Below are 27,000 nucleotides of genomic sequence, written 5' to 3' on the forward strand. Positions count from 1 at the left end.
CCTCGGCGGCGATCGCAAACCTGGTCGAATGCCGTTGGTTTGCGGCTACGATTGCGTAATCAATTTCCGGTAGTGTTCAGGCCCGCGGGCACGCGTCCCAATTTGCCGCCCGATGCGATTGTCGGTGCGAAAGCCAGATGCGATATAATTCAGCTCTTGATGGCGTCCGGGCGATAGCCGCTTTTTCGGTTGTCGCGGTTCATTGCGACATTCCATTTGCTCATGGAGGGATGATCGGCGTCGATCTGTTTTTCGTACTGAGCGGCCTTCTCATCACTACCATTCTCCGTAGCGAATTCCACCAGTCCGGGACAATTTCACTTACGTCATTCTATTGGCGCCGCATGCTACGGCTCTGCCCCGCGTTAATAGTGATGCTGACCGCGTACGCAGCGGTTGGCTCCTTGATGTTCAGCGGCGCCGACGTGGTTTCCGATGTTGTGGCCGCTGGTTTGTACCTTTCAGACTATACGATGGCGATATGGGGCAGCCCTCTCAACATCAATCACACCTGGTCGCTCGCCGTCGAGCAGCACTTCTATCTAGTCTGGCCCTTGCTCCTGCTTGCCACCAGAAGACTTGCCGATGAGAAGCTTGCGATCATCCTGATGACATTGTTCGTCGCGGCGACCACTTGGCGGATGATCGACGTATATCTCTGGCAGGACTGGTACTGGAGCTACTATCGCTTTGACACGCGGCTGAGTGGACTTGTGCTCGGTGGGTTGATCGCTGTGCTGCCGTGGCGCCCTGAAGCTAAGACAGCAGAGTTTATGGGCAAGGCTGCCCTCTACATCCTGGCTCTCGCCGTCGTTTTGCTGCGCATCAAAACGACATCGTCCCTCGATTGGGGAGTCCTAGTCGCCGATCTTGCATCGGCGTGCCTGTTGCTGAGCCTCGCGAGCGGACATGAGACTTCGACATCCCGCGTGCTGTCGAAACCAGTCTTGGTCTATCTGGGATCGATTTCGTATTCGATTTACCTCTGGCACTATCCGATTGCGCGGTGGCTGAGGGACGACATGAACCCGTTCGTGACCTTGATGATCGTCGCGTCGATCTCGATCGCCCTTGCGGCCTTGTCCTACGAATTCATCGAGAAGCCGCTGTCGACGCTTAAGCGGAGGAAAGTCGCTGTCGCGTAGGAACCGGGCGACCCGCATGCATCTTCGGGCCCTAAGTTCCTGACTATGGATTTTGAGGAATGGTGCCGCTTACGTGACTCGAACACGTGACCCCATCATTACGAATGATGTGCTCTACCGACTGAGCTAAAGCGGCAATTTGGGCGGCGCGAATTCGTGCCAGCCGATTTGCATGGCGCTGATACAGGCAATGGCGGCGGATTTCAAGCGCTCTGTTTGCCCTTCGGGAAAAAAGCCGAGCTGGCAGGAATTTTCTTCGGACCCCGGGGCGATGCCGGTCCTAGAGCGCAAGCCGCGCACGCGCCTTCAGGTATTCGCTTTCCAGTCTGTCGACGAGTTTCGAAACCGGCTCGATGGCCTTCACCGCGGAGATTCCCTGGCCTGATCCCCAGATATCCCTCCACGCCTTTGCCCCTGTCTCCGCCTTTTCGAAATCCATCTTGGAGGGATCGGCATGTGGCAGCCGGTCGGGATCCATGCCGGCGGCACGGATGGAGGATTTGAGATAGTTGCCATGGATGCCGGTGAAATAGTTCGAATAGACGATGTCGTCGGACCGGCTCTCGACGATCGCCTGCTTGTAGGCGTCCGCGGCGCGTGCCTCCTCGGTTGCGATGAAGGGCGAGCCGACATAGGCCATGTCCGCGCCCATCGCCTGTGCCGCGAGGATCGCTCCTCCGGTCGCAATCGCCCCGGCAAGCAGCAGCGGTCCGTCGAACCATTCGCGGATTTCCTGGACGAGGGCAAAGGGCGAGAGCGTTCCCGCATGCCCGCCGGCACCGGCTGCGACCGCGATCAGGCCGTCGGCGCCCTTGCGGATGGCGGAATTGGCGTGACGGTTGTTGATCACGTCGTGCAGTACGATACCGCCATAGGAGTGCACGGCGTCGTTGACTTCAGGAACGGCACCAAGCGAGGAAATGACGATCGGAACCCTGTATTTGACGCAGAGGGAAAGATCGTGCTCGAGGCGCTTGTTGGAGGTGTGGACGATCTGGTTCACCGCAAAGGGCGCCGCCTTCCGCTCTGGATTGCCTGCATCGTGGGCGGCCAGGTCCTCGGTGATCATCGCCAGCCACTCGTCCAGCTGGCTTGCCGGCCGCGCGTTCACCGCGGGGAAGGCACCAATTACACCGGCCTTGCATTGCGCAAGTGTAAGCGCCGGATGCGACACGATGAAGAGCGGCGAGGCGACGACCGGAAGCCTCAGCCTTTCGGTCAGTATCGAGGGAAGCGCCATAAGGATACCAATCAGATCTAACGTTTACGAAAACGTCAAAGCGATAGCAGAAGGCGCCTCTGTGCGGAAGATGCCGCCTGCCTTTTGCCTATCTGGACGGGGTGACTTGACGCCGCGACGATGGAAGTACCGCGTGGCCTATTGCAACTCCTTGGCGCGGCATTAGAATTTATCCCCGGCCCATTGGCCGCCAGAACAAGGCCAAGCTTGCGGATTTGGGGGCTTGGCGCTACCGAACTTGAACAAGCTTCCGTATAGATTGAAGCTGAGTGATACCACGCAATGAGCAAGGACCGGATGTGAGCGGACTAGAAACGGCCATCAGAAACGCTCTGGAGCGATCAGATCGCGCCAATCCGGAGGTGCGCGCCCGCATCTATCAATCGGCACGTCAGGCGCTGGAAGCTGGTTTGCGCAAGCAGGACATAACAGACGCAGCGACCGTATCCGCGCAGCGCCAGAGGCTTGAGTCGACGATACGCATGATCGAAGGGGAGGAGCGCGGCCATGTCCATGCCAACCCCCATGTCAATCCCAATCCTCAGGTTCAGTCTCAGGCTCATTCCCAGGCGCGGGCCGGCATGGTGCCGCCCGTTGTCGAAATGCCGACCCCTTCGGCACGATCGGAGGCGGGTGCGAATGGCGCGACGATGGACGTGCGCGGCGAAACGCGAGATCGACCCGGGCGCACGGCGCCCGAGCGGGATGTGGCCTTCGATGGCATGAGCGCCGGTCCGGCAGATCATCTCGGAGCGCCGGTCGCCGACGAGCCGAAAATGGCAACGCCGAGGGGGGCGATGGATTTCAAGCCGGAACGGGCGGTCGTCCGCCGTCGTCCGCGGAAGTTCTTCTCGCGCCTGCTGGTCTATTGCGTTCTTCTCGCCTTCCTCGGCATGGGAGGTTGGTGGGTCTATTCCTCGGGCTTGCTCCTCAGTCCGGCCGAACGCGACACCAGCGTCGCCAATCCGCCCGCCCGCACGGAGTCGGAGGATTTCACCGGCACCGATGACCAGGAGAGCGAAAGCACGAGCGCGGGCGCAGGGGCGGTCATCGACCCGCAGAATGGCTTCTCCGAGGAGTGGATCGAGGTCTTCACTCCGTCGGACACATCGAAAATTCAGGCCGGTACCCAGACGAGCGTGGAGAGCGCGGCCGGAAATGACGGCCCGAGCGTCCGGCTGATCTCCACGAGCAACGACGAGGACGGCAACATCGCGATCGAGGTCCCCGCCGAGGTCCTGCAGCAGCTTGGCGGCAAGTCGTCCACCATCGCGCTTACGCTACAGTCGACGACGGACGAGCCGACGCAGATCACCGTCCAGTGCGATTTCCAGACGCTCGGCAACTGCGCCCGCCATCGTTTCAACGTCACGCGCGAGAAGACCGACGCCCTGTTCCAGGTGAGCTTCGATCGGTCAACGACGCCCAATGCCCCGGGGCGATTGATCCTCAACAGTGATGTCGATGGAAAGGCTCGCGGTATCAATCTTTACGCGATCCGTATCCTGCCGGGTCAATGAGGAATGGCGAAGGCCACTCCTCCCGGCGCTATTTGAGGAAATCCGGGCCCGACCCGATGATCTTGTCGTCAATCTCGCCGATGGCGCTGGCATCCTTGCCCGTATAGTCGAGCGATTTCAGTATGTGCCTGATGACGTTGAGCCGGGCGCGACGCTTGTCGTTCGCCTTCACAACCGTCCACGGTGCCTTGTCCGTATGCGTTTCCTTGAGCATCCGGTCGCGCTTTGCGCCATAGTCATCCCATTTGTTCAGGGCCGCGATATCCATGTTGGACAGCTTCCACACCTTCAGCGGATCGTGGCGCCGGTCATGAAAGCGCTTCAGCTGCATTTCCCGACCGGTATCGAGCCAGAACTTGAAGAAGGAGATCTTGTCGTGGACGATCATCTTGTCGAAGCGCGGCACCTCCTTCAGGAAATGCTCGTATTGCTCCGGCGTGCAGAAACCCATGACGGGCTCGACGCCCGCCCGATTGTACCATGAGCGATCGAAGAGCACGAACTCGCCGGCGGTCGGGAAGCGGGAAATATAGCGCTGGAAATACCATTGCCCCTGCTCCGTCTCGGTGGGCTTGGTCAGGGCGACGATGCGGGCGGACCGTGGATTCATGTAGGCGCTGACCGCGGCGATCGTACCGCCCTTGCCGGCGGCGTCTCGGCCCTCGAAGAGCGCGATGACGCGCGTTCCCGTAGCCTGCTGCCAGAACAGGACCTTCACGAGCTCGATCTGCAGCTTCTTGAGTTCGGCTTCGTATTCCTCTTCCTTGATCTTCTTGCTGTGCGGATAATCGCCCGAGGCAAGCGCCTCCTGCTCCACCCAGTCCGGCAGCACGGGATCGTCCACGTCGAATATCCGCGTCTTGCCGCCGATTTCGAGCTGCACGGCTCGGCCTTCAACACCCTCTGCCATGTCGTTCCTCCTACTGACGTGATCTTCGGCCCTGCCGCTCTACGGCAATATCCCAGGCGCGCCAAAGGGTGCATATTTATTCTTTGAATTCAAGCTTGTCGCACGAACTTGGGGAGAAAGTCGCTAAAGACAGGATTGGTTCCCGGAACCAATGGCAAGTGGAAAACTTCTGTCATGAATTCGCGCTATCAGGCAGAGTTCCGGGCATCTGGACGGCGAATCATGCGGCGAGGCGAAATTAGGTTGGAAGAGAAAGAGCAGTTCTGGAAGCGGCTGGCGAGCCGTCTCGGGCAGGAGCGTCCGGTCCTCCTCGCCGCGGCGGTGATCGCCTTTGTCGCCATTGCCGCCGGCATGGACAAATGGGCGGTGTTCGCCCTGTGGGTTGCCATGGCGCTCGTTGCGCTGGCGCGCTCGCCGCTGCTCGTCGAGATCAAGCCTGCAGCGCCCGCGGAGGAAGAGGCGCCAACGCACCAGAGCGCCCTTCCGCAGGTATCGGCAGTGCTTGGGGCGTTGGACGTCGCCGTTCTCGTGCTGGGGCGCGATGCCTCGGTGCTCTTCCAGAATCGCGCCGCCGAAAAGGCATTCGGCGCAATGACGATCGGCGCCCACATTTCTGCACGCCTCCGCTCTCCCGGTATCCTCGACATGGTGCGCGAGACGATCGCCACCAATGCGCCGAACCAGATCGAGCATTCGGAAAGGCTGCCCTCCGAGCGTGTCTATATCGTGCGGATCGCGCCAATCGAGGTGCCGGATGCGGGCGCGTCGGTCGAAAAGCTCTTTCTGCTGTCTTTCCGCGACATTTCCGAAGTTCGCCGCATTGACAGGATGCGCTCGGATTTTGTCGCCAACGCCAGCCACGAACTCAGGACGCCGCTTGCCTCGCTGCGCGGCTTCATCGAGACGATCCAGGGGCCGGCCCGCAATGATCCGAAGGCGCAGGAGCGCTTTCTCGGCATCATGCTGGACCAGACGACGCGCATGAGCCGCCTGGTCGATGACCTGCTTTCGCTGTCGCGCCTGGAACTCAAGTCGCACATCGCCCCCGACGAGACCGTCGATCTGGTGCCGCTGCTGGGGCATGTGCGCGATTCGCTTCTGCCTCTCGCCAACGATCTTGATGTCGCGATCAACCTTCATGTGCCGGAGGGCACGGTGGAGGTCGCCGGGGACCGCGACGAACTCGTCCAGGTCTTCGAAAATCTGATGGAGAATGCCTGCAAATACGGCCAGGAAGGCAAGGTCGTGGATGTCTGGCTGCGCAACGGCCCCGGCCAGCCCGTCGAGGTGACCGTCTCCGACAAGGGGCCGGGCATCCCGGCCGAGCACGTTCCGAGACTTACCGAGCGCTTTTATCGCGTCAGCGTTGAGGATAGCCGCTCGAAGAAGGGTACCGGTCTCGGGCTTGCGATCGTCAAGCACATCCTCACGCGCCATCGCGCCCGCCTCATTGTAAAGTCGGAGATCGGCAAGGGTACGGACTTCACTGTGCGCTTTTGACATAAACGCGTCAAAAATTCCTCCCGACGACAAGAGATTTCATGAATATCAATGACATAGCCTGTCATAAATGTTTCATGCACCTGACATAAAAGGACGGTGCTTAAGCCGCTAAGAAGTGGTGCCGGCAACGGCAAAGCGAGCGCCTCTTGGGGGGTCGCACTCACACTAGCCCATCACGGGAGAATTCTAATGAAAACCTTTAAGCTTACGGTAGCAGTCCTCGCCGCTTCTGCCGCTTTCGCAGGCGCTGCGGCTGCTCGTGACCAGGTTCAGGTTGCAGGTTCGTCGACCGTGCTGCCTTACGCAAAGATCGTTGCCGAGACCTTCGGCGAAACCTTCACCAACTTCAAGACGCCGATCGTTGAATCGGGTGGCACGGGCGCTGGCCTGAAGGAGTTCTGCAAGGGCGTCGGCGAAGACACGATCGATGTTGCCAACGCTTCGCGTCCGATCAACAAGAACGAACTTGAAGCCTGCAAGGCTGCCGGCGTGACGGACATCCAGGAAGTCAAGATCGGCTACGACGGCATCGTTTTCGCTACCGACGCTTCCAACCCGGACGTCGCTTACGTTCCGGAAGACATCTACAAGGCGCTCGCGGCCCAGGTTGTCGTTGACGGCAAGCTCGTTGCCAACCCGTACAAGAAGTGGTCTGAAGTCAACCCGAAGCTTCCGGCTGTTGATATCGCTGCCTACATCCCGGGCGAAAAGCACGGCACGCGCGAAGTCTTCGAACAGAACGTTCTCGCTGCTGGCTGCAAGGCCGCTGGCGCCACCGACATCATCGCCAAGGAAATTGCCGACAAGGCTGCCCAGACCAAGGCTTGCGTCGCAGTCCGCAAGGACGGCGTTGCAGTCGACATCGACGGCGACTATCCGGAAACGCTGGCACGTATCGCTGCCAACAAGACCGGCGTAGGCGTATTCGGCCTGTCCTTCTACGAAAACAACGCCGACAAGCTCAAGGTTGCGAGCATGAGCGGCATCGTTCCGTCCACCGAGACGATCGCTGACGGCACCTATCCGGTTTCCCGTCCGCTGTTCTTCTACGTCAAGAAGGCTCACCTCGGCGTCATCCCGGGCCTGAAGGAATACGTCAACTTCTTCGTTTCCGAGCAGATGATCGGCCCTGACAGCCCGCTCGTCGAATACGGCCTCGTTGCCGCTCCGGACGCAGAGCGCGACGCAATCCGCAAGTCTGTCGAAGACGGCAAGACCATGTAATTGACTTTGCCGGCGCGGCGGGAAACCACCGCGCCGGCAGTTCGCCGATCTGGACCATCGCCGGGGTATGGCGGAGACCGGTGATCGGCGACCGTAAGATTTCGAACCGTCCGTCCGGCGAAGCCGTGCGCCGTTTCTGTTGCTTGCCCGGGGGAAGCACGAATGAGTACATCGCTTATATTGCTGTGCCTGCTGATCATCGGTGCCGCCGCCTACGTTCTCGGCCGGACGCGCGCCAATACCGTCTCAGGCGGAAAATCCTCCGGCCTGCATTCGCGGCCGGGCTATTATGGCTCCTATGCTGCCATTTGGGCTCTTCTTCCGGCTCTGATCGTCCTGGGCCTCTGGCTCGCGATCAGCCCCTCCATTGTCGATTCTTCCGTTCGCGGCGCCTTCCCGGAAAATGTCCGGTCGCAGCCGGCCGCTACGCAGAGCCTCGCCTTTGGCATGGTCTCGGCGATTGCCCGCGGCCTTCCCTTTCTGACCGAGCAGGAACTGGCCGGCGCTCGCGATGGTTCGCTCGACCTGCAGGCAAAGCTTGCCGAAAAGGGTGTGCCGCTCGCGGGGCCGAGCGAGCCCTACATGGTCGAGGCTGCAGCGCACCTCAACGCGCTCCGTGCAACGAGCCGCGCGGTCATGACTGCGGTCGTGATCCTGCTGTCGCTCGCTGGCGCGGCCCTCGCACTGCGCAACATCGCCCCCACCTTCCGCGCACGCAACAAGGTTGAGCGCGTTATCCTCTGGGCGCTTTTGGGTGCCTCGTCGATCGCAATCCTGACCACTGTCGGCATCGTGCTTTCGATGCTGTCGGAGGCGGCGCGCTTCTTTGCGATGGTTCCGGCCAACGAGTTCTTCTTCGGAACCGTATGGGATCCTCGTTTTGCCGGCGCAGGCGGCAACACATTCGGTTCCTTCGGCCTTGTTCCGCTTCTCGCCGGCACGCTCTACATCGGCTTTGTGGCGATGCTGGTTGCGGTGCCCGTCGGCCTCTTCGCCGCCATCTACATGGCTGAGTATGCTGCCCCGAAGGTACGCTCGGTCGCCAAGCCGCTGCTGGAAGTGCTGGCCGGCATTCCGACGATCGTTTACGGCTTCTTCGCCCTGGTGACGGTGGGACCGTTCCTGCGCGATATCTCGGCTGCCATCAACGGCCTGCTCACCGGCAACTATGCCAACTTCATCCAGGCACAGAGCGTCATCACCGCAGGCATCGTCATGGGCATCATGCTGATCCCATATGTCTCGTCGCTGTCCGACGACATCATCACCGCGGTGCCGCGTGCGCTGCGTGATGGCTCGCTCGGCCTCGGCGCCACCCGCTCGGAGACCATCAAGCGGGTCATCCTGCCGGCAGCCCTGCCGGGCGTCGTCGGCGCCCTTCTGATGACGGCGTCGCGTGCCATCGGCGAGACCATGATCGTCGTGCTTGCGGCCGGTGTCGCCGCCCGCATTCAGATCAATCCCTTTGAGCCGATGACGACGGTGACGGTGAAGATCGTCAACCAGCTGACCGGCGACCTGGAATTCACGTCGCCGCAGACGCTGGTCGCCTTTGCACTCGGTATCACGCTCTTCGTGATCACGCTTTGCCTCAACATCTACGCACTCTACATCGTGCGCAAATACCGGGAGCAGTACGAATGACCAACATTGTTTCTCCCGTCGCCGGCGGCGTCATTTCCAAGGCACCAGAACGCCGCGATATCGGCATCAAGCGTCGCTACGCCGCCGAACGCCGCTTCCGTGCCTATGGCATCGCCGCGATCTGCTTCGGTATCTTCTTCCTGGCCGTTCTGCTCTCCACCGTTATTCGCAACGGCTACAGCGCGTTCCAGCAGACAGCGATCACCTTGCCGATCGAGTTCAGCGAGAAGGTTCTCGATCCGAACAACAAGCGGGCAACCGACCCATCGGTTCTGGTGGCAGCGAACTATCAGGTGCTGCTGCGCGATGCGCTCGTCAGGGAGCTCGGCATCAATCCTTCAAGCCGTCCCGACGTGCGCGACGCGACCAGTATGATCTCGAAGGGCGCACCGATCCAATTGCGCGACATGGTCGTCGCCGATCCCTCGCTTATCGGGAAGACCGTCAACGTCACGGTGCTTGCGGACGCGAATATCGACTCTGCCAACAAAGGGCAGATCGATCTTGGCGTTGCCGAGCAGAACCGCAAGGTGAACGACAAGCAGGTCGCCTGGATGGGCGAACTGAAGACGAAGGGCGCCCTGTTCAAGGAGTTCAATACCGGGCTCTTCGTCAACGGCAATTCCAGCCGCCCGGAAGCCGCTGGTCTTGGCGTGGCGATCGTCGGCTCGTTCTATCTGATGCTGACCGTTCTCGTCCTGTCATTGCCGATCGGTGTCGCCGCATCGATCTATCTTGAGGAATTCGCGCCCAAGAACCGGCTGACGGACCTGATCGAGGTCAACATCAACAACCTGGCGGCAGTGCCTTCGATCGTCTATGGTCTTCTCGGCCTGGCGGTATTCATCAATTTCGCCGGCCTGCCGCGCTCGGCCGCGCTTGTCGGCGGCCTGGTGCTGACGCTAATGACCCTGCCGACCATCATCATCGCGACGCGTGCAGCTCTCCGCGCCGTCCCGCCTTCTATCCGTGCGGCCGCTCTTGGCCTCGGCGCCTCGAAGATGCAGATGGTGTTCCACCACGTCTTGCCGCTTGCGATGCCCGGCATCCTGACCGGCACGATCATCGGCCTCGCGCACGCCCTCGGCGAGACGGCGCCGCTGCTTCTGATCGGCATGGTCGCCTTCGTCGCCAACTTTCCGGCGACGCCGCTCGACCCTTCCACCGCGCTTCCGGTGCAGATCTACATGTGGGCAAATGAGGCGGAGCGCGCCTTCGTTGAACGGACCTCGGGTGCGATCATCGTTCTCCTGCTGTTCCTCATTGCCATGAATATCGGAGCCATTCTTTTGCGGCGTCGCTTCGAGCGTCGCTGGTAACAAGGAGCAAATCAGATGAATATGTTGTCGGAAGCAGCCGTGGAAAAGGCCCTTGATCAGAAGATGAGCAACGTTCCCTACAAGATGATCGGCCAGGATGTGTCGGTCTACTACGGCGAAAAGCGTGCGCTTTTCGATGTCAACCTGAACATCCGCGAAAACACGGTCACGGCGCTGATCGGCCCGTCCGGCTGCGGCAAGTCGACCTTCCTGCGCTGCCTCAACCGCATGAACGACACGATCGACAATTGCCGCGTGACCGGCAAGATCTCGCTCGATGGCGGCGACATTTACGATACCTCGATCGACGTCGTCGAACTGCGCGCCCGTGTCGGCATGGTGTTCCAGAAGCCCAATCCGTTCCCGAAGTCGATCTTTGAGAACGTATCCTACGGCCCGCGCATCCACGGCCTTGCGAAGTCGAAGGCCGATCTCGAGCACATCGTCGAGATGAGCCTCCAGCGCGCCGGACTCTGGAACGAGGTGAAGGATCGCCTGCACGAAGCCGGTACCGGCCTTTCCGGCGGCCAGCAGCAGCGCCTCTGCATCGCCCGCGCCGTTGCCGTCAGCCCTGAGGTCATCCTTATGGACGAGCCCTGCTCGGCACTGGATCCGATCGCCACGGCAAAGGTCGAGGAACTGATCCACGAACTCCGCGAGAACTTCACGATCGTCATCGTGACGCACTCCATGCAGCAGGCCGCGCGCGTCTCCCAGCGCACCGCCATGTTCCATCTTGGCAATCTGGTCGAGGAAAACGACACCGACAAGATGTTCACCAATCCGGACGACCCGCGCACGCAGGACTATATCATGGGCCGCTTCGGCTGATCCCTCACCAGACCGCGCCGGGTTCACTTCTTCAAATCGAGGACACCATAATGGTATCGACACATATTCTCTCGGCTTACGACGACGATCTGAAGTTCCTGAGCCGCCGCGTCTCGGAGATGGGCGGGCTTGCGGAACAGATGGTCAGCGACTCCGTGCGCGCGCTGGTCAACGGTGACACCGCCCTCGCGCAGAAGGTCATTTCCGACGACGTCATTCTCGATCATGCCGAGCGCGAGATCGGCGACAAGGCGATCGTTACCATCGCCCGCCGTCAGCCGGTTGCGGCCGACCTGCGCGAAATCATGGGCTCGATCCGTATCGCCTCCGATCTGGAGCGCGTCGGCGACCTTGGCAAGAACACGGCCAAGCGCGTGATCGCGGTTCAGGGCAGCGGCGTCCCGCGCAAGCTCGCCCGCGGTCTGGAGCATCTCTCCGAGCTCGCACTCGTGCAGCTCAAGGAAGTGCTCGACGTCTACACGAACCGATCGGCCGACAAGGCGAAGTCGATCCGTGAGCGTGACGAGGAAATCGACGCGATGTACACGTCGCTTTTCCGCGAACTCCTGACCTACATGATGGAAGATCCGCGCAACATCACCTCCTGCACGCATCTCCTCTTCTGCGCGAAGAACATCGAGCGCATTGGCGATCACGCCACCAATATCGCCGAGACGATCTATTACATGGCGACCGGTGCGCAGCCCGAGGGCGAACGCCCGAAGGACGACACGGCCAACACCGTTGGCGCGATCACCGAGTAATCATTGCGGATCTGAAGGAAGCCCGAAATAATGGTTCCGAAAGTTGCTGTCGTAGAAGACGAAGAAGCGTTGAGCGTTCTTTTGCGTTACAACCTTGAGGCGGAAGGCTTCGAGGTCGATACCATCCTTAGGGGAGACGAGGCGGAAATCCGCCTCCAGGAGCGGACTCCCGACCTGCTGATCCTGGATTGGATGCTGCCGGGCGTCTCCGGCATCGAGCTCTGCCGCCGCCTGCGCATGCGCCCGGAAACCGAGCGCCTGCCGATCATCATGCTGACGGCGAGGGGTGAGGAGAGCGAGCGCGTCCGTGGCCTTTCCACCGGCGCCGACGACTATGTCGTGAAGCCGTTCTCGACGCCGGAGCTGATGGCGCGCGTCAAGGCCATGCTTCGCCGGGCACGCCCGGAAGTGCTCTCCAGCGTGCTCAAGTGCGGCGACATCGAGCTCGACCGAGAAACCCACCGGGTTCATCGCAAGAGCCGCGAAGTTCGCCTCGGGCCGACGGAGTTCCGCCTGCTGGAGTTCCTGATGTCCTCGCCTGGTCGCGTCTTCTCGCGCTCGCAGCTTCTGGATGGCGTTTGGGGCCACGATATCTACGTCGATGAGCGTACCGTCGACGTCCATGTCGGCCGCCTGCGCAAGGCGCTCAACTTCTCGAACATGCAGGATGTGATCCGTACCGTTCGCGGGGCGGGCTATTCGATGGAAGCCTGAACGCACGTCATACCTCAACGAAAAAAACGGGCCGTCTCGGCCCGTTTTTCGTTTTTGCGCTTCGCCGTTGCTCTCAGGAGCCCCTCTGCAGAGCAAGGTGTGTGCCGAGCCCGATGAGCATCACGCCACCGGCGCGCTGCATCAGCCGCTGCGCGCCGCTCGACCGCCGCAATCTGTTCACCACGGCGCCCGCCAGGGCCACGCAGACGATGTCGGCTGAAGAGAAGATCATGTTGACGATGGTCCCCAGCAACGCGAACTGCGCCCAGATCGGAAGCCCCGCTGCCGGGTCGATGAACTGCGGAAGGAAAGCCATGAAGAATATGGCCGTCTTGGGATTGAGAACCTCGATGGTGACGCTCTCTATGAAGGCGCGTCGGCCAGATTTCGCCTCTGTGGCCGCAGAGGAGAGGTCACCTTTCCCCCTGGCACGGAAAAGGCAGATGCCGAGCCAGACCAGATAGCCGGCGCCGGCAAGCTTCACCGCCATGTAGAGCACGGGCACCGCGTGGAACAGGATCGAGAGCCCGGCGGCGGCGGCCACGACATGCGCGTATCCGCCGATATGGATGCCGAGCGCTGCCATCAGGCCCGACCATCGGCCGCGGGCAACCGTCTGCGCAGCTGCGTAGAGCATGGCCGGGCCGGGGATGTATGCGAAGACGGCGGTCGTTGCGAGAAATGCAAGAAACAGTCCGGCCGAGGGCATTCTCTGCTCCTGTCATGATTGGAGTGCGCAACATGCGATGCAGTGGCCATGTCGTGCTGAATAAGGGCTCTGGTTGCACCGCGGTCCGCCGCGACCGTCGTCGAGGCCGCTACGGCCCGTTTTTATAAGACTGCGATCGAGCCTGCTGCAAGGCTGAAACGTGCGGCAGCGTTCTGTCCAGTCGCTCCATAACAAAAAGCGGGCCGTTTGGCCCGCTCTTCACTCGTATTCTACGGCGCAGTGGCCTTATTGCCGCGGTGCCGACACCGCCTTGCGGCGCTCGCCAACGGGCTGGTAGGCCAACCGCTGATGGTAGTTGCAGTAGGGCGAAGTGTCGGAGGAGTCGCAGCCGCAGAAGTAGAAATCGTCCTTGAGCGGATCGCCGACCGGCCACTTGCAGGTGCGTTCGGTGAGTTCCGTCAGGCCGAGGCGCCGCGAGATCGGCACGACCACGTTGCGAGCGGGTACGTATTCGATCTCGTCCGCCGTGTTGATCTCGATCTCTTCCTTGAGCATCGTCGCACCGGCCGCGCGCGTGACCGTACGGGTCGCCATGCGGGGGGCGAAGCTCGGCGCGCGGGGGGCGGAGGGTGCGCGCTTGGCGGTGCGCGCCGACGAACTCGTGCCGCCCGCCTTGGCGCGGCCCGGCAGGTTCAAGCGATGAACCTTGCCGATGACTGCGTTACGGCTTACGCCTCCAAGTTGAGCCGCAATCTGGCTTGCGCTCAATCCTTCGGACCATAGCTTCTTGAGTTTCTCGACACGCTCATCTGTCCAATTCATGCCCTGTCTCCGCCTATCGCGTTGGTGATGGCAGAATCCCTCACCGCTGCCTCGGAAACATCCGAGACAAAAAACGCCTGCTGATTTTGGTGACTAGTTCCGCCGCATGCAGTCTAGTAATTGAACTTTAACCTAGTGTGAGCCTGACTCCGTGACAAGAGTCTGTAGAATCTTGCTGAATCGATTTCAGGGTTTTCCCCAACTTGCTTCCGGGACGTGTCATTTCTGCAATATGATGGCCCCAGGGAGCCCCTAGCCATGCCGCAGGTGCAATGCACTCTGTTTTGTTGACATTGCACCGCGAAAAGGGAATATTGCCCACGCCGCCGCGAGGCGGCATTTTAGTTTTCCGGCGCCCGTGGCAACGGTTGCCGGTCGCTCCATATAGCTCTGATTGAGGAGGCCTGCGCCATGGCTGAAGCCGCGCCGCTCTATGACACCTATTCTCGTGCCCCGTTGCGGTTCGAGCGAGGCGAGGGGGCGTGGCTGATCACGGAGAATGGCGAGCGATACCTCGATTTCGGCGCGGGCGTCGCAGTCACCTCGGTAGGTCATAGCCACCCCCATGTCGTTGCGGCGCTCAAGGAGCAGGCCGACAAGGTCTGGCACCTGTCCAACATCTACGAGATCCCGGGACAGGAAGTCTTTGCAAAGCGGCTGACGGAAGCGACGTTCGCCGAGAAGGTCTTCTTCACCAATTCCGGTGCCGAGGCGCTGGAATGTGCGATCAAGACCGCGCGCCGCTACCAGTATTCCAAGGGCCATCCCGAGCGCTTCCATATCATCACCTTCGAGGGTGCCTTTCACGGGCGCACGCTCGCGACGATCGCTGCCGGTGGCCAGGAGAAGTATCTGGAGGGCTTTGGCCCCAAGGCTCCTGGCTTCGATCAGGTTCCGTTCGGCGATCTCGACGCCGTTCGGGCGGCGATCACCGAGGCGACGGCAGCGATCCTCATCGAGCCGGTGCAGGGCGAGGGTGGCATACGCCCAGCGACCAAGGAGTTCATGAAGGCGCTTCGCGAGATCTGTGACGAGAATGGCCTGCTTCTGATCCTCGACGAGGTCCAGAGCGGCATGGGCCGCACAGGCAGGTTGTTTGCGCACCAATGGTCAGGCGTCACGCCTGACATCATGGCGATCGCCAAGGGCATCGGCGGCGGCTTTCCGCTCGGCGCCTGCCTTGCGACCGCCGAGGCCGCATCCGGCATGAAGGCCGGCACACACGGCTCCACCTATGGCGGCAATCCGCTCGCCATGGCAGTTGGCAACGCCGTGCTCGACGTCATCCTTGCGGAAGGCTTCCTCGCTCACGTAAGCGAGGTTGCGCTCGTGCTGCGCCAAGGGCTCGCCTCGCTCAAGGACCGCTTCCCGGATGTCATCGAGGACATCCGCGGCGAGGGGCTGATGGTGGGCATCAAGGCTGCCGTCCCGTCGACGGAACTGCTGCAGGCGATCCGCGCTGCGCACATGCTCGCCATCCCGGCCGGAGATAACGTGCTCCGGCTCCTGCCGCCGCTCGTCATCACCTCCGAGGAGGCGCGCGAGGGCATTGCGCGGCTCGAGAAGGCTGCCGAAAGCGTTCGCGCAGCCCGGGCAAGAAAGACGGCTTGAAGGAATAAGGGCCCGCTGGGCAAAGCAGGTACGAACACATGGCTTCTCCCAAACATTTCCTCGATCTCTCGGCGGTCGCGGCGTCCGATCTCAGGACGATCATGGATGACGCGATCCTCCGAAAGCAGGCCTTCAAGGCCGGCGACGGGGACAAGCCGCTAGCGGGCAAGATGCTGGCCATGATCTTCGAGAAGCCGTCGACGCGTACCCGCGTGTCCTTCGATGTCGGCATGCGCCAGCTCGGCGGCGAGACGCTGTTCCTCTCGGGCACCGAGATGCAGCTCGGCCGCGCCGAGACCATCGGCGATACGGCAAAGGTCCTGTCGCGCTATGTCGACGCCATCATGATCCGCACCACCGAGCATTCCCGGATGCTGGAGCTTGCCGAGCATGCGACAGTGCCCGTCATCAACGCCCTGACGGACGACACCCATCCCTGCCAGATCATGGCCGACATCATGACCTTCGAGGAACATCGCGGACCCATCAAGGGCAAGACGATCGCCTGGACCGGCGACGGCAACAATGTGCTGCATTCCCTGGTCGAAGGTGCCGCCCGTTTCGGCTATCGCATGAACATGGCCGTACCCCTTGGTTCCGAGCCCAAGGATCACTATCTGAACTGGGCCCGCAATGAGGGCGCCGAGATCATGCTGTGCCATGATGCCGACCGTGCGGTCGCCGGCGTCGATTGCGTGGTAACCGATACCTGGGTATCCATGAATCAGGAGCACAGGGCTCGCGGTCACAACGTCTTCCAGCCGTTCCAGGTTAACGCGGCCTTGATGAGCAAGGCCGGGGAAAGCGCCTTGTTCATGCATTGCCTGCCCGCCCATCGCGGGGAGGAAGTGACGGACGAAGTGATCGACGGTCCTCAATCCGTTGTCTTCGACGAGGCGGAAAACCGCCTTCACGCGCAGAAGTCGATTCTTGCCTGGTGCCTGGGCGCGATCTAAAAATCAACCTGCGACGCGGCGGAGAAGCTCGCGTTTGCGCGGGCGGGAAACGGAAGGGGCGCCCCACCTCTGCCGGCGTTCCCGGCGGACCTACTAGGAGATAGCCATGGCCGAAACTGCAGCGCTGGGCGAATTCGATTTTGCCGGCGATGATCATGTCGTTCCCTTTCAGGTGGAAGGCCTCGATGTCCGCGGCCGCGCTGTGCAGCTCGGTTCGCTGCTCGACGCCATCCTGGAGCGGCACAGCTATCCGGCGCCTGTCGCGCGGCTGCTTGCCGAGGCGATCGTGTTGACGGTGCTCCTCGGCACGTCGCTGAAGTTCGACGGCAAGTTCACCCTGCAGACGAAGGGCGATGGCCCGGTCGACCTCCTCGTTGCCGATTTCTCCACGCCGGAAAACGTCCGCGCCTATGCGCGTTTCGACGAGGAGGCGCTGGCAAAGGCGGTCGCGGCTGGCGAGACGGCGCCGGAACAGTTGCTCGGCAAGGGCGTGCTGGCCTTTACGATTGACCAGGGCCGCTTCAGCCAGCCGTATCAGGGCATCGTGCCGCTCGACGGAACGTCGCTCGAGGAGATTGCTGGCCTCTATTTCCGGCAGTCGGAACAGATACCGACGCGCGTGCGCCTCAGCGCCGCCGAACTCTATGACCGCGACGAAGCCGGCAAGCCACGCCATCGCTGGCGGGCAGGCGGGCTCGTAGCACAGTTCCTGCCCCAGGCTCCGGAGCGCATGCGCCTGCCGGATCTGCATGGCGGGGATGGCGATATAGGCACGCGAGCGCATATGGAGGACGACGCCTGGGCCGAGGCGCGCAGCCTTGTCGAAACCATCGACGCGGACGAACTCACCGATCCCCAGGTCGGTGCCGAGCGGCTCCTCTTCCGACTCTTCCATGAGCGGGGCGTGCGCGTCTATGCCCCGCAGCCCGTCTTCGATCGCTGCAACTGCTCGCGCGAGAAGATCAAGGGCGTTCTGAAGGGCTTCACGGCCGAGGAGATCGAGGCGAGCGAGGAGAACGGCGAGGTCGCAGTCACCTGCGAATTCTGCTCCACGACCTATCGCTACGACCCGTCGGAAATTGTCGGCGCCTGATCAAGGCTAGTTGAGCACCCGCAGAAGACCGGGTGAATCCAGTGAGAAGGCGGGGATCTCGACATTGAAGAGTTCCCCGTCGTCGGTTTCCATCTGGTAGTGGCCGAACATCAATCCAGACGGCGTGTCGAGCGGGCAGCCGGAGGAATATTCGTAAGTCTCTCCGGGGCTAAGGCGTGGCTGCTCGCCGATGACACCCGGTCCCGTCACCTCGTCCACCAGGCCGTTCTGGTCGGTGATGTTCCAGTAGCGGTTGATCAGCCGCACTGTGATGCGCGAGTGATTGCTGATCACGATCCGGTAGCCCCAGACATAGCGATCGTCGTCCGGATCGGATTGCTCCTCCAGATAAAAAGGTTCGACGACGACTTCTATATCTCGTGTGAGCGCCCGATACATGGCTAGCACCTTAGTCAAGATATATTACCGGTATCCTACAGGCAGCCCGCTTCGTCAAGGAATGGAGCGCCGAATAGGTCGGCCGGAAGTGAATATGCGTTTATGTGAATATTATGGATAAATCCGGGACTTATCAGTCCCGGACCGGTGCGGAGGCGCATTCGCCGCCGCGTCTTGGGCGCTCGAATGCCGTTTCCGTCCGGCCGAAAGACGCGCCCGGGCGGATCGCTTGACGCTCAGGATGCGATCGACCCCAGGGCCTTGGCGAAGTCTTCGATGAGGTCGTCGGTATCCTCGATCCCAGCCGAGAGGCGGACGGTGCCCGGCGAGATGCCGAGTTCGGTTCGCGCTTCGTCGGTCAGGTTCTTGTGCGTCGTTGTTGCCGGATGCGTGATCAAGCTGCGCGTGTCGCCGAGATTGTTCGATATGGTCACAATGTCGAGCGCGTTCTGCAGCTTGAAGGCCGCCTCCTTGCCGCCCTTCAGCTCGAAGCAGACCAGCGTCGAGCCGCCCGTCATCTGCTTGGCGATGATATCGGCCTGCGGATGGTCGGCGCGACCGGGATAGATCACCCGAGCGACCTGCTTCTGCTCGGCCAGGAAGTCAGCGATCTTCGATGCGTTCTTCGTCTGCTGCGCGACGCGCAGCGGCAGCGTCTCGATGCCCTTCAGCAACGTCCACGCGTTGAAGGGCGACATGGCCGGACCGGTATGGCGGAAATAGTCGTGCAGGTTCTCGTCGATCCACTTCTTGTCCGAAAGCACGACGCCGCCGAGGCAGCGGCCCTGGCCGTCGATATGCTTGGTGGCCGAATAGACGACGATGTGCGCTCCGAGCTCCAGCGGTTTCTGGAAGAGGGGGGTCGCAAACACATTGTCGACGACGACCTTGGCGCCAATCTGGTTGGCGAGCTTGGCGACGCCGGCGATGTCGACGATTTCGAGCGTCGGGTTGGTTGGGCTCTCCAGGAAGAAGACCTTCGTATTCTTCTGGATTGCCTTCTCCCAGTTCTCGAGATTGCGACCGTCAACAAGAGTGCACTCGATACCGTATTTCGGGGCCAGCGTCTCCACCACCCAGCGGCAGGAGCCGAAGAGGGCGCGGGCAGCGACGATATGGTCGCCGGCCTTCAGCTGGCAGAGGATCGCAGCGGTGACGGCAGCCATGCCGGAAGCGGTGGCGCGCGCGTCCTCGGCGCCTTCGAGCCCGCACATGCGCTTCTCGAACATGTCGTTGGTGGGGCTGCCGTAACGGGCATAGATGAAGCCTTCCGTCTCGCCCTTGAAGCGAGCTTCGGCCGCTTCGGACGTGTCATAGACGAAGCCTTGGGTGAGATAGATTGCTTCGGACATCTCGCCATATTGCGAGCGCAGCGTTCCGCCATGTACGAGTTGGGTTGCCGGGCGCCAAGTCTTGCTCATGAATCACCACTTTCAAACAACAAAAAAACCGGTCGCAAAAAGCAGACCGGTTTCGCACCCGGTCCTTTTAGCCACTTGTTTAACGTGGCTGCAAGCCGACCGGCCAAATCACCACGGGATAAATTTGCAATACTGCGGTTCCCGGCTTGCGTCAATTCCCCGATTTTGGTTTTGTCGGCGGCTAATTATGGATGGAGCATGATGGCTCGCGAAACTGGAATTCTGGCGGATCGCGCGATCGCCGCGTTGTTCGAAACAGGGCGTCTGATGACGGACCGCGAACTGGATCGCGACCAGATCCAGCCGGCGAGCCTCGACCTGCGTCTCGGTGCGAAGGCTTTTCGCGTGCGCGCCAGCTTCATGCCCGGCCCCTCGCACCTCGTTTCCGACAAGCTCGACCGGCTGAGCCTGCATGTCATCGATCTGTCGGAGGGTGCTGTCCTTGAAACGGGCTGTGTCTACATCGTTCCGCTGATGGAGCGTCTTGACCTCCCTGAAGATATGTCGGCTTCGGCCAATCCGAAGAGTTCGACCGGCCGGCTCGATATCTTCACCCGCGTCATCACCGACTATGCCCAGGAGTTCGACAAGATTCCGGCTGGCTATTCGGGACCGCTCTATCTCGAAATCAGCCCGCGCACCTTTCCGATTGTCGTGCGCCGCGGCTCGCGGCTCTCGCAGATCCGTTTCCGTGTCGGCCAGGCCCTGTTGAGCGAACCTGAACTGCTTGCGCTGCACGAAAGCGAGACGCTGGTTGCCAGCAAGCGGCCGAACATCACCGGCGGCGGCATCGCGCTCTCGATCGATCTGACCGGGGACAAGGAAGGGCTCATCGGCTATCGCGGCAAGCATCACACGGCTGTCGTCGATGTCGACAAGAAAGAGCAGCACGACATCTTCGACTTCTGGGAGCCGCTTTACAGCCGCGGCCGCACCGAACTCATTCTCGATCCAGATGAGTTCTATATTCTCGTCTCCCGCGAGGCGGTACACGTGCCGCCTCACTATGCGGCCGAGATGACGCCCTTCGATCCGCTCGTCGGCGAATTTCGTGTCCACTATGCGGGCTTCTTCGATCCGGGTTTCGGTCACGCGCCGGCCGGCGGGCGAGGTAGCCGCGCGGTTCTCGAGGTGCGAAGCCACGAGGTGCCGTTCATCCTGGAGGACGGCCAGATCGTCGGTCGCCTTATCTACGAGCACATGCTGGAGAAGCCAGCGAGCCTCTACGGCTCCGGTCTCGGTTCGAACTATCAGGCTCAGGGGCTGAAACTCTCCAAGCACTTCCGCCATTGAAGGGCTGCGTTTCCGCCTCCACAGCGGTCGCCTTCCATTGGAGCCCTGCCTGACACGGCGATTTGTGGCCGCGAGAGATTTACTACCTCTCGTGCAGCCGCATTCGGCCGTTGATTTTCTCTGCATGCAAACAGGATCTGGGCCGGCGGCCGCCCAAATCGGCGGTTTTCTCAGGCCTTGTCGAGGCTGAAAAGTCTATCCACGGAAAAGCGTCCTGCGCCTGTTACGCAGAGAAGAAACAGGCCGCCAATGATGCTGATGTTCTTGTAGAAATTGATTTCGGCTTCGAACTGTTCTGCTCCGGACAAATGCCAAAACGGATGTCCGATGAGCGCGGTTATGAGCGTGTATCCGGCGAGCACCAATGCGAGTGGGCGGGTGAGCAGGCCGAGAACGATGGCGAGGCCGACGCCCAGTTCCATGATGATCGCGATAGGCGCCGCCAGGAAGGGCAGGGGAACGCCCTGCTGAGCAAAGTACTCAATTGTTGCGCTATATCCCGTTAGCTTCTGCCAGCCAAAGACGACGAACAAAAGCATCATGAGAATGCGGGAGAGCAGCATGAGGGGATCCTTCAGCCCCGCAAGGGCGGAATTTTGAAACATGATCGTGGTTCCTATCTGTCGCGCGAGATGGCGTTTGGCGTCTGGTGGGAGGATGCCATGAAAAGAAAATCTAAATTAGTATACGCGAAGATAGTGGCGAGACACCAAACGTCCATATGGCGATGCCGGCGCCGTGCATGATTCACTGCGCCCGCACACCACTATCAGAGCGGATATGTATGCAGGCTTCGTGCTGATCCACATATTCCGGACAAGCGCAATCACCGTGCCCATCTGGGGAGACAAAGCTGGGAAGCGGAAAATGGCATCTTCCGAAATCGCTTGGCTCCCGCCGAGCACTCTCGGCTGAGGACCAACGCGTTTCCACCTTGACAGCGACCACCTTCTGTTGAAAGTCTGGCCGCATCGCGGGTGTAGCTCAATGGTAGAGCAGCAGCTTCCCAAGCTGAATACGAGGGTTCGATTCCCTTCACCCGCTCCACAAGCTCCAGATATTCGAAGGACGTGGCGGTCGCTTCCTCTAGGTCTCCTCACTCAGAGGCAGGGAAATGCGAAAGGTTGCGCCGCGATCCTCGTTGTTGAAGGCGTCGATGGTCCCGCCGTGGGCCTCCACGATCGAGCGACAGATTGAAAGGCCCATTCCCATGCCATGGGCCTTTGTCGTGAAGAAAGCATCGAATAGGCGATCCTTCAGATTCTCCGGAATCCCGGGGCCGCTGTCCGTGACATCGAGAACGACGGAATCTGCGCCGTTGCGAGAGCGAATGGTGATCTCTCGATGCTCGGCGCCCGCCATCGCGTCAAAACCGTTCATTACGAAGTTTACAAGGATCTGCTGCAGCTGGATCTCGTCGCCATCGACTAGCTTTAGGTCGGGTTCGGGATCGACCACGCACGTGACGTCCCGCTCGTTGGCTTCTCCTCGCAGAAGTTCGATGACGTCGGTCGCGATCCGATTGAGATTGAGTGGAACGGCTTCGATTTCATGTTTCTTGGCCATGTTGCGAAGTTTCAAGATCAAGTCTTCGGCGCGGTTCGCGTTGTCGACAACCCGGTTGAGGCTCGCGCCGACCCTCTCCAAATCCGGAGATTCGCGATCGAGCCATCTCAGGCCGGCTTGCGCACTCAGTTTCATCGCTCCGAGCGGCTGGTTGACTTCGTGGCTGATAGAGGCGACCAGCTCACCCATGGTCGTAAGCCTTGTGACGTGGGCCAGTTCTGCCTGAGCTTTCAGCAGCGACTCGCTCATGCGCTTGCTTTCCGAAACATCCATCATGGCGGCCGACACCCGAATCCTGCCGTCTCGCTGCCGCACCGCCTTGCCGTATATTCTCAGATGCTTGGTGCATCCATCCGGCGTCACGATCCGATGCTCGAGCTCGATGGCTTCCCTGGGCTCCGCCAGATAGTAGAAACCGCGCCTGGCCCGGATCATGTCATCGGCGTGAACGCGATCAAGCATGCTTTGTACCGCGGGGGACACTTGAGATCCGAAGCCGAAAATGCGGTAGATCTCAGCGGACCAGAAGACCTCCCCTTCCGGAACGATGAAGCTGACGCTGCCGGTTCGGCTGAGCGCCTGGGCATCGGCAAGATACGCCTCGCTTCTTTTCAGTTTCTCTTGCCCGCGTCGCTGGGCGGATGCGAGCAGCCAAAGAAGCAGGATCACCTCGACATAGAGTAGAAACCTCCTTAACGCCTCGTCGTCCAGGAGGCGTGGATCGATCGTCTGACTGGGCATCAAGAAGAAGAACCTGACGCTGAAAATCGCGAGGATAGCGGCCAGTAGGCCGGGTCCGGTCCCGAATCTCCAGACGGAGAAGATGACGGCGAGCAACACGACCGCAAATGCCGTGGGAATGCCATGGTGATCCAGAGTGATCGCCACAGGCAGGGTGGCCGCAACCACAAGAAGCGTTGCCCCGTATCGGACACCACACGTCTCCGGCATCGAAACCAGGTCGGATTCTCTCGGGCTCAAAAACATCAAAGTCTCCGGCATCAGAAATGTCGGGCTCTACCGTTTGCGCTGCATGATCCACATGCCACGGCATCGCTCAGAATGGGTTGATGGGAAGCAACCGGCACGCGTCAGGCGGCAAGCGCCAAGCGAGGGTCAAGGTACAGCATCAAGTCCAAGTCTTGTCTGCCGGGAGCAGCTTGGCTGGTTGAAGACTGGCGACATGGCGAGGGGCTCCAATAGCAGGCAAGGATGCGACTGCTGTCACCGACAAGGCGTGACAAGCCGCGGGCGCAGGTTTGCATGAAAAGGAACTGTCTTATCGACGGTGGCTTGATAATCAGAGTTGGTAGTCGGAAGTAGCTTCTATTGCTTTGCTTCTGCCGAGAATATTCCCCAGGGAGGGATGAAATTTCGCTGACGCGGATATCGACTTCGCCGCTGGCACCATGTCGTCAGTTCGATCAGAGATTGTCGGCGGCGACTGCCCGGCGTGGAATGTGCCCTGTACTCTGTGCCCGAGCCGGTCGGGGCATCAGCATTGTTTCGCAGCTCCACAGGGCTTACCCGAAACCCCGATGGTCTTCTGCGTCAAGAGACGATTACGTGATCGCGGAGCGGCCCTTTCGCGCCACCCCGCAGCCGGACTGTCAGGCCTGCTGGCCGCTGGCTTCGATGATCAGGTTGGTGATTACATCAGGATGGGAGATCATCGAGAGGTGGCTCGACTTGACCTCGATCGTCTTGGCACCCATACGCTTGGCCATGAAGCGCTCGAGATCAGGATTGATCGTCCGGTCCTCTGTTGAGACGGCATAGAAGCTCGGCTTCGACCGCCAGGCGGCATTCGCCGTCTTGCCGGCGAGCAGCGCCTTGTGGAACGGCTCCTGGACGGCATAGAGCACCTTGGCCTTCGCTTCCGGCAGGTCGCCGGCGAAGTCGCGCAGGAAGGCCTCCTCGCCCAATCGTCCCTCGTCGCCGTCGAAGACGATGCCGGCCGTCGCCGGCGGCGTCGGATAGGTCTTGGCGAGTGCGGCATAGTCCTCGCCGGCGTCCGGCGCCCGGGCCGCGACATAGACCAGGGCCGAGACATTCGGATGGATGCCGGCCTCGGTGACGATCATGCCGGAGAAGGAATGGCCGACCAGCACCGTCGGGCCGTCCTGTCGGTCGAGCACGCGTTGGGCCGACGCGACGGCCTCGGGCAGCGTCGTCAAGGGGTTCTGCACCGCGGTGCAGTTGAACCCCTGGGCCTGCAACCGGCCGATCACCTCGGACCAGCAGGAGCCGTCGGCAAACAGCCCGTGGACGAGGACGATGTTGCGCGCCTTGACGGGCGCAGCAGGAGCGGCCATGCCGCGCGTCGACACGAGGGAGGCGGCGGCACCCGCAAGCAGGGCGGCGGAGAAGGTGCGTCTATTGAGCATAATCCTGACCTTTTGAAATAGCTGAAACTGGCGACTAAGGCGTCTCGCGCTGGCACAGCGGCCAGCGCCGGATAACGACATATTTGAGTGTCAGCAGCGACGTCTTGGAGGCTTCTGCTGCAGTCACTGTTGCTGGCGGCAATGACAGCGTCGTGCTCTCGGAATGCAAACGTAACCACGACGGATCCGACACCAGACAGCCGTTCCACGACATATCGAGCCTGCAACGCGCAGACGTTCCGATTAAATCGTCGAAGTAGGAGATGCGAGCATTGTTCGTATAAATCGATTAAGATTTAAATATTTGTAATTCTTATATTCGTGAATTGAACTTGAATATTTGGATTTTTATATGATTAGCGAAGGCTCACACAGAAATTTACTACAAATAACATCAGTTTTCTACAAGAGCCGCCACCAATCGGACAATAGCTATGAGTTACAGGAACAAACGCAAGTGGCATGAACTTGATCTGCTCTGCCGTGCCGGTGCGGGACTTGGGCCGATTGCGCCTGCGGTGTCCCGGATATTGCGTGAACTGCTGGATGCCGACGCCATTTTGCTGTTCTGGCTGGACGACCAGGGTACGCCGGCTGGGCTGTTCCACGAGAGCACGCCGGATTGCGCGATCGAACTGTTCGGCAATGACTATGACCGTTTTTTTGGCAGTCCTTTTGGCGACAACATTCCTGAGGCCGATACCGATAATGAACGGCCCTCCGGACTATTGATGAATCCGAGACGTGACTATTTTTGCGCCAAGACCTTTAGCCTGTTGATGAAAGCCGGCGACCACCTCCATAACCTGAATTTGAAAGTCGAGATCGAAAATCGGCCGCGCGCCGTGGTCGTCTTATTCCGTGGACCGCGAAAACAGTTCAAGCGGGGTGACGAATCTTACCTGCTGCAGGCTCAGCCCCATCTTCAACGCGCCATCGAGTCCCAGCTAGCCGAGGGACGATGGGAGCGATCGGATCTGCCCGGTCACCTGCTTGTCGATCCTTCCGGCAGGAGCCTGCTTGCGATGTGTGGCCAAGCCTCCAAGCTTCTGGAGGCTTGTGCAATCGTTGGCCAGGACGTGCGCCGCTCGGAATCAATCACATTGCCGCCGCGCTTTGCGGAAGAACTCTGTCTTCGCCTGGAAAGTTCGGCGGTAACTCATGACATTCTGGACATACCCTGGGGGCGGCTTCGGATGACTGCCGCACGCATGAATGAACCGAACGCCGGCGTTGCAAGCCAGGTTCTCATTTCGCTCGAAATGGAGGTGCCGAGACGCCTGAAGACGATCCAGAATATCCTCAATCTCTCCCTGTCGCCCTTGCAGCGTTCTATCGCGCTCATTGCAGCGGAGGGTGGCTCGCGTGCCGATTGCTTGAACTCAACCGGGGTCAGCAAGGAAGCTCTCAAGAAGCATCTTACGGCTATCTACAGAGAACTCGGCGTCAACTCCTGGGAGGAGTTGGTCAAAGTGCTGCAGTAGACGACGGGATGCCGTCAGCCGCCCAGCTTCTCCGGGATTCTCATTGCCAAGAAATGTGAAAGGCTCCGCCACTTACGGAGCCCCGTCGCGTATTTCGCGGCTTCATTCCATGATCTCGATGACCCTGTGCGTGCCGGGATCGACGATCACCCGGCGCTCGTTGACGATCGTATAGCCGTAGCCGCTGGCGTCGGGAACCGCATGGAGTTCGACGCTGTCCGGCAGGGTCGTGCCGACGATGATATCGCCATCATAGACCACCGAGGGAACGCTCTGTCGCGTCACGTAGGTGCGTACTTCGCCCGGCACGATCACAGTTGAGCCGGTGGTCGCCGGATCGGTGATGATGACGCTCTGCTGCGTCCAGGCAGACGACGACAAGCTCAGCACGATCGCCGAGGCGACAAGAATGGTTTTCATATCTTCCTCCGTTGGCGCTCCCCGTGGATGAACACGCGTACCGCGGGATGGTTCCACCCCTCCT

At 60.8% G+C, this 27,000-nt stretch carries 24 protein-coding genes, 2 tRNA genes and 1 riboswitch; of the genes, 15 read left to right on the top strand and 11 right to left on the bottom strand.

What is annotated here, in order from left to right:
* Positions 1 to 137 precede the first annotated feature (137 nt).
* The gene (locus EV286_RS00110; RefSeq protein WP_132954972.1) at positions 138 to 1,145 is read left to right on the top strand and encodes an acyltransferase; all 1,008 of its coding nucleotides are present in this window, start codon (positions 138 to 140) and stop codon (positions 1,143 to 1,145) included.
* A gap of 60 nt (positions 1,146 to 1,205) precedes the next feature.
* On the opposite strand, the gene EV286_RS00115 is transcribed toward EV286_RS00110, so the two are convergent.
* Together EV286_RS00115 and EV286_RS00120 are read right to left on the bottom strand one after the other, a co-directional pair.
* Positions 1,206 to 1,281, bottom strand: a tRNA-Thr gene (locus tag EV286_RS00115).
* A 144-nt stretch (positions 1,282 to 1,425) separates the two neighbouring features.
* Positions 1,426 to 2,385 (bottom strand): nitronate monooxygenase family protein, encoded by a 960-nt coding sequence (locus EV286_RS00120; protein ID WP_132954973.1) that lies wholly within the window; start codon positions 2,383 to 2,385, stop codon positions 1,426 to 1,428.
* Positions 2,386 to 2,684: 299 nt separating this feature from the next.
* Between EV286_RS00120 and EV286_RS00125 the strand changes: the two genes are divergently transcribed.
* Entirely contained in the window at positions 2,685 to 3,905 is a 1,221-nt protein-coding gene (locus EV286_RS00125; protein WP_132954974.1) for a hypothetical protein, read from the top strand.
* Between the two features lie 28 nt (positions 3,906 to 3,933).
* Here EV286_RS00125 and ppk2 read toward each other — a convergent pair whose 3' ends face one another.
* Positions 3,934 to 4,815: a polyphosphate kinase 2 gene (gene ppk2 / locus EV286_RS00130; RefSeq protein ID WP_132954975.1), complete on the bottom strand. Its 882-nt coding sequence runs from the start codon at positions 4,813 to 4,815 to the stop codon at positions 3,934 to 3,936.
* A 222-nt stretch (positions 4,816 to 5,037) separates the two neighbouring features.
* Between ppk2 and phoR the strand changes: the two genes are divergently transcribed.
* The 7 genes from phoR (at position 5,038) to phoB (ending at position 12,814) form a co-directional block, all read left to right on the top strand.
* Positions 5,038 to 6,315 (top strand): phosphate regulon sensor histidine kinase PhoR, encoded by a 1,278-nt coding sequence (gene phoR / locus EV286_RS00135; protein WP_245500595.1) that lies wholly within the window; start codon positions 5,038 to 5,040, stop codon positions 6,313 to 6,315.
* 192 nt (positions 6,316 to 6,507) lie between these two features.
* Positions 6,508 to 7,542 (top strand): substrate-binding domain-containing protein, encoded by a 1,035-nt coding sequence (locus EV286_RS00140; protein ID WP_132954977.1) that lies wholly within the window; start codon positions 6,508 to 6,510, stop codon positions 7,540 to 7,542.
* Between the two features lie 162 nt (positions 7,543 to 7,704).
* On the top strand, positions 7,705 to 9,186 hold the full coding sequence (gene pstC / locus EV286_RS00145; protein ID WP_132954978.1) for a phosphate ABC transporter permease subunit PstC: 1,482 nt from the start codon (positions 7,705 to 7,707) through the stop codon (positions 9,184 to 9,186).
* Entirely contained in the window at positions 9,183 to 10,505 is a 1,323-nt protein-coding gene (gene pstA / locus EV286_RS00150; protein ID WP_132954979.1) for a phosphate ABC transporter permease PstA, read from the top strand. The genes pstC and pstA overlap by 4 nt, the downstream gene beginning before the upstream one ends.
* 15 nt (positions 10,506 to 10,520) lie before the next feature.
* On the top strand, positions 10,521 to 11,336 hold the full coding sequence (gene pstB / locus EV286_RS00155) for a phosphate ABC transporter ATP-binding protein PstB (protein ID WP_132954980.1): 816 nt from the start codon (positions 10,521 to 10,523) through the stop codon (positions 11,334 to 11,336).
* A 50-nt stretch (positions 11,337 to 11,386) separates the two neighbouring features.
* Positions 11,387 to 12,100: a phosphate signaling complex protein PhoU gene (gene phoU, locus EV286_RS00160; RefSeq protein WP_132954981.1), complete on the top strand. Its 714-nt coding sequence runs from the start codon at positions 11,387 to 11,389 to the stop codon at positions 12,098 to 12,100.
* Positions 12,101 to 12,130: 30 nt separating this feature from the next.
* Positions 12,131 to 12,814: a phosphate regulon transcriptional regulator PhoB gene (phoB, locus tag EV286_RS00165; RefSeq protein WP_132954982.1), complete on the top strand. Its 684-nt coding sequence runs from the start codon at positions 12,131 to 12,133 to the stop codon at positions 12,812 to 12,814.
* Between the two features lie 73 nt (positions 12,815 to 12,887).
* On the opposite strand, the gene EV286_RS00170 is transcribed toward phoB, so the two are convergent.
* Positions 12,888 to 13,523: a LysE family translocator gene (locus tag EV286_RS00170; RefSeq protein ID WP_132954983.1), complete on the bottom strand. Its 636-nt coding sequence runs from the start codon at positions 13,521 to 13,523 to the stop codon at positions 12,888 to 12,890.
* A 246-nt stretch (positions 13,524 to 13,769) separates the two neighbouring features.
* The gene (locus EV286_RS00175; protein WP_132954984.1) at positions 13,770 to 14,306 is read right to left on the bottom strand and encodes a GcrA family cell cycle regulator; all 537 of its coding nucleotides are present in this window, start codon (positions 14,304 to 14,306) and stop codon (positions 13,770 to 13,772) included.
* A 411-nt stretch (positions 14,307 to 14,717) separates the two neighbouring features.
* Between EV286_RS00175 and EV286_RS00180 the strand changes: the two genes are divergently transcribed.
* The 3 genes from EV286_RS00180 to EV286_RS00190 all read left to right on the top strand — a co-directional run bounded on the left by EV286_RS00180 (position 14,718) and on the right by EV286_RS00190 (position 17,966).
* Positions 14,718 to 15,917, top strand: a complete 1,200-nt coding sequence (locus EV286_RS00180) for an aspartate aminotransferase family protein (protein WP_132954985.1) — start codon at positions 14,718 to 14,720, stop codon at positions 15,915 to 15,917.
* A gap of 38 nt (positions 15,918 to 15,955) precedes the next feature.
* Positions 15,956 to 16,873: an ornithine carbamoyltransferase gene (gene argF, locus EV286_RS00185; RefSeq protein ID WP_132954986.1), complete on the top strand. Its 918-nt coding sequence runs from the start codon at positions 15,956 to 15,958 to the stop codon at positions 16,871 to 16,873.
* Between the two features lie 106 nt (positions 16,874 to 16,979).
* Positions 16,980 to 17,966, top strand: a complete 987-nt coding sequence (locus tag EV286_RS00190; protein ID WP_132954987.1) for an Hsp33 family molecular chaperone — start codon at positions 16,980 to 16,982, stop codon at positions 17,964 to 17,966.
* Positions 17,967 to 17,972: 6 nt separating this feature from the next.
* Here the strand turns inward: EV286_RS00190 and apaG are convergent, their stop codons facing one another.
* Both apaG and EV286_RS00200 read right to left on the bottom strand, forming a co-directional pair.
* Complete coding sequence (apaG, locus tag EV286_RS00195) at positions 17,973 to 18,365, bottom strand: Co2+/Mg2+ efflux protein ApaG (RefSeq protein ID WP_132955686.1); 393 nt, start codon at positions 18,363 to 18,365, stop codon at positions 17,973 to 17,975.
* 236 nt (positions 18,366 to 18,601) lie between these two features.
* Positions 18,602 to 19,786, bottom strand: coding sequence for an O-succinylhomoserine sulfhydrylase (locus EV286_RS00200; protein ID WP_132954988.1), 1,185 nt, complete (start codon positions 19,784 to 19,786; stop codon positions 18,602 to 18,604).
* A 46-nt stretch (positions 19,787 to 19,832) separates the two neighbouring features.
* Positions 19,833 to 19,911: riboswitch (SAM riboswitch) on the bottom strand.
* Positions 19,912 to 19,984: 73 nt separating this feature from the next.
* On the opposite strand from EV286_RS00200, the gene EV286_RS00205 reads away from it, so the two are divergent.
* Positions 19,985 to 21,079, top strand: coding sequence for a 2'-deoxycytidine 5'-triphosphate deaminase (locus tag EV286_RS00205; protein ID WP_165932758.1), 1,095 nt, complete (start codon positions 19,985 to 19,987; stop codon positions 21,077 to 21,079).
* A gap of 170 nt (positions 21,080 to 21,249) precedes the next feature.
* On the opposite strand, the gene EV286_RS00210 is transcribed toward EV286_RS00205, so the two are convergent.
* A complete protein-coding gene (locus tag EV286_RS00210; RefSeq protein ID WP_245500578.1) occupies positions 21,250 to 21,642 on the bottom strand; it encodes a DoxX family protein in 393 nt (130 codons plus the stop codon).
* Positions 21,643 to 22,052: 410 nt separating this feature from the next.
* Between EV286_RS00210 and EV286_RS00215 the strand changes: the two genes are divergently transcribed.
* Positions 22,053 to 22,126: transfer RNA gene (locus EV286_RS00215), tRNA-Gly, on the top strand.
* A gap of 39 nt (positions 22,127 to 22,165) precedes the next feature.
* Here EV286_RS00215 and EV286_RS00220 read toward each other — a convergent pair.
* Both EV286_RS00220 and EV286_RS00225 read right to left on the bottom strand, forming a co-directional pair.
* Positions 22,166 to 23,632, bottom strand: coding sequence for a PAS domain-containing sensor histidine kinase (locus tag EV286_RS00220; RefSeq protein ID WP_165932759.1), 1,467 nt, complete (start codon positions 23,630 to 23,632; stop codon positions 22,166 to 22,168).
* A gap of 623 nt (positions 23,633 to 24,255) precedes the next feature.
* Positions 24,256 to 25,035 carry an alpha/beta hydrolase gene (locus EV286_RS00225; RefSeq protein ID WP_132955688.1) on the bottom strand — a complete coding sequence of 260 codons (780 nt, stop codon included), beginning with the start codon at positions 25,033 to 25,035 and terminating at the stop codon, positions 24,256 to 24,258.
* A gap of 527 nt (positions 25,036 to 25,562) precedes the next feature.
* Between EV286_RS00225 and EV286_RS00230 the strand changes: the two genes are divergently transcribed.
* Complete coding sequence (locus EV286_RS00230) at positions 25,563 to 26,516, top strand: hypothetical protein (protein WP_132954991.1); 954 nt, start codon at positions 25,563 to 25,565, stop codon at positions 26,514 to 26,516.
* 102 nt (positions 26,517 to 26,618) lie between these two features.
* On the opposite strand, the gene EV286_RS00235 is transcribed toward EV286_RS00230, so the two are convergent.
* A complete protein-coding gene (locus tag EV286_RS00235; RefSeq protein WP_132954992.1) occupies positions 26,619 to 26,936 on the bottom strand; it encodes a DUF1236 domain-containing protein in 318 nt (105 codons plus the stop codon).
* Positions 26,937 to 27,000 lie beyond the last annotated feature (64 nt).

This window comes from Rhizobium sp. BK251 (assembly GCF_004345245.1).
GTDB lineage: Bacteria > Pseudomonadota > Alphaproteobacteria > Rhizobiales > Rhizobiaceae > Rhizobium.

What these genes read in the sequence shown, in the direction of transcription:
- apaG (WP_132955686.1), bottom strand. Translation starts at nt 18,365, where the DNA reads ATGTATCGGGCGCTCACACGAGATATAGAAGTCGTCGTCGAACCTTTT.
- EV286_RS00220 (WP_165932759.1), bottom strand. Translation starts at nt 23,632, where the DNA reads ATGTTTTTGAGCCCGAGAGAATCCGACCTGGTTTCGATGCCGGAGACG.
- EV286_RS00140 (WP_132954977.1), top strand. Translation starts at nt 6,508, where the DNA reads ATGAAAACCTTTAAGCTTACGGTAGCAGTCCTCGCCGCTTCTGCCGCT.
- EV286_RS00205 (WP_165932758.1), top strand. Translation starts at nt 19,985, where the DNA reads ATGATGGCTCGCGAAACTGGAATTCTGGCGGATCGCGCGATCGCCGCG.
- EV286_RS00190 (WP_132954987.1), top strand. Translation starts at nt 16,980, where the DNA reads ATGGCCGAAACTGCAGCGCTGGGCGAATTCGATTTTGCCGGCGATGAT.
- EV286_RS00180 (WP_132954985.1), top strand. Translation starts at nt 14,718, where the DNA reads ATGGCTGAAGCCGCGCCGCTCTATGACACCTATTCTCGTGCCCCGTTG.
- EV286_RS00175 (WP_132954984.1), bottom strand. Translation starts at nt 14,306, where the DNA reads ATGAATTGGACAGATGAGCGTGTCGAGAAACTCAAGAAGCTATGGTCC.
- pstA (WP_132954979.1), top strand. Translation starts at nt 9,183, where the DNA reads ATGACCAACATTGTTTCTCCCGTCGCCGGCGGCGTCATTTCCAAGGCA.
- ppk2 (WP_132954975.1), bottom strand. Translation starts at nt 4,815, where the DNA reads ATGGCAGAGGGTGTTGAAGGCCGAGCCGTGCAGCTCGAAATCGGCGGC.
- EV286_RS00110 (WP_132954972.1), top strand. Translation starts at nt 138, where the DNA reads ATGCGATATAATTCAGCTCTTGATGGCGTCCGGGCGATAGCCGCTTTT.
- EV286_RS00120 (WP_132954973.1), bottom strand. Translation starts at nt 2,385, where the DNA reads ATGGCGCTTCCCTCGATACTGACCGAAAGGCTGAGGCTTCCGGTCGTC.
- EV286_RS00170 (WP_132954983.1), bottom strand. Translation starts at nt 13,523, where the DNA reads ATGCCCTCGGCCGGACTGTTTCTTGCATTTCTCGCAACGACCGCCGTC.
- EV286_RS00200 (WP_132954988.1), bottom strand. Translation starts at nt 19,786, where the DNA reads ATGAGCAAGACTTGGCGCCCGGCAACCCAACTCGTACATGGCGGAACG.
- phoU (WP_132954981.1), top strand. Translation starts at nt 11,387, where the DNA reads ATGGTATCGACACATATTCTCTCGGCTTACGACGACGATCTGAAGTTC.
- phoR (WP_245500595.1), top strand. Translation starts at nt 5,038, where the DNA reads ATGCGGCGAGGCGAAATTAGGTTGGAAGAGAAAGAGCAGTTCTGGAAG.
- pstB (WP_132954980.1), top strand. Translation starts at nt 10,521, where the DNA reads ATGAATATGTTGTCGGAAGCAGCCGTGGAAAAGGCCCTTGATCAGAAG.
- pstC (WP_132954978.1), top strand. Translation starts at nt 7,705, where the DNA reads ATGAGTACATCGCTTATATTGCTGTGCCTGCTGATCATCGGTGCCGCC.
- EV286_RS00210 (WP_245500578.1), bottom strand. Translation starts at nt 21,642, where the DNA reads ATGCTGCTCTCCCGCATTCTCATGATGCTTTTGTTCGTCGTCTTTGGC.
- phoB (WP_132954982.1), top strand. Translation starts at nt 12,131, where the DNA reads ATGGTTCCGAAAGTTGCTGTCGTAGAAGACGAAGAAGCGTTGAGCGTT.
- argF (WP_132954986.1), top strand. Translation starts at nt 15,956, where the DNA reads ATGGCTTCTCCCAAACATTTCCTCGATCTCTCGGCGGTCGCGGCGTCC.
- EV286_RS00235 (WP_132954992.1), bottom strand. Translation starts at nt 26,936, where the DNA reads ATGAAAACCATTCTTGTCGCCTCGGCGATCGTGCTGAGCTTGTCGTCG.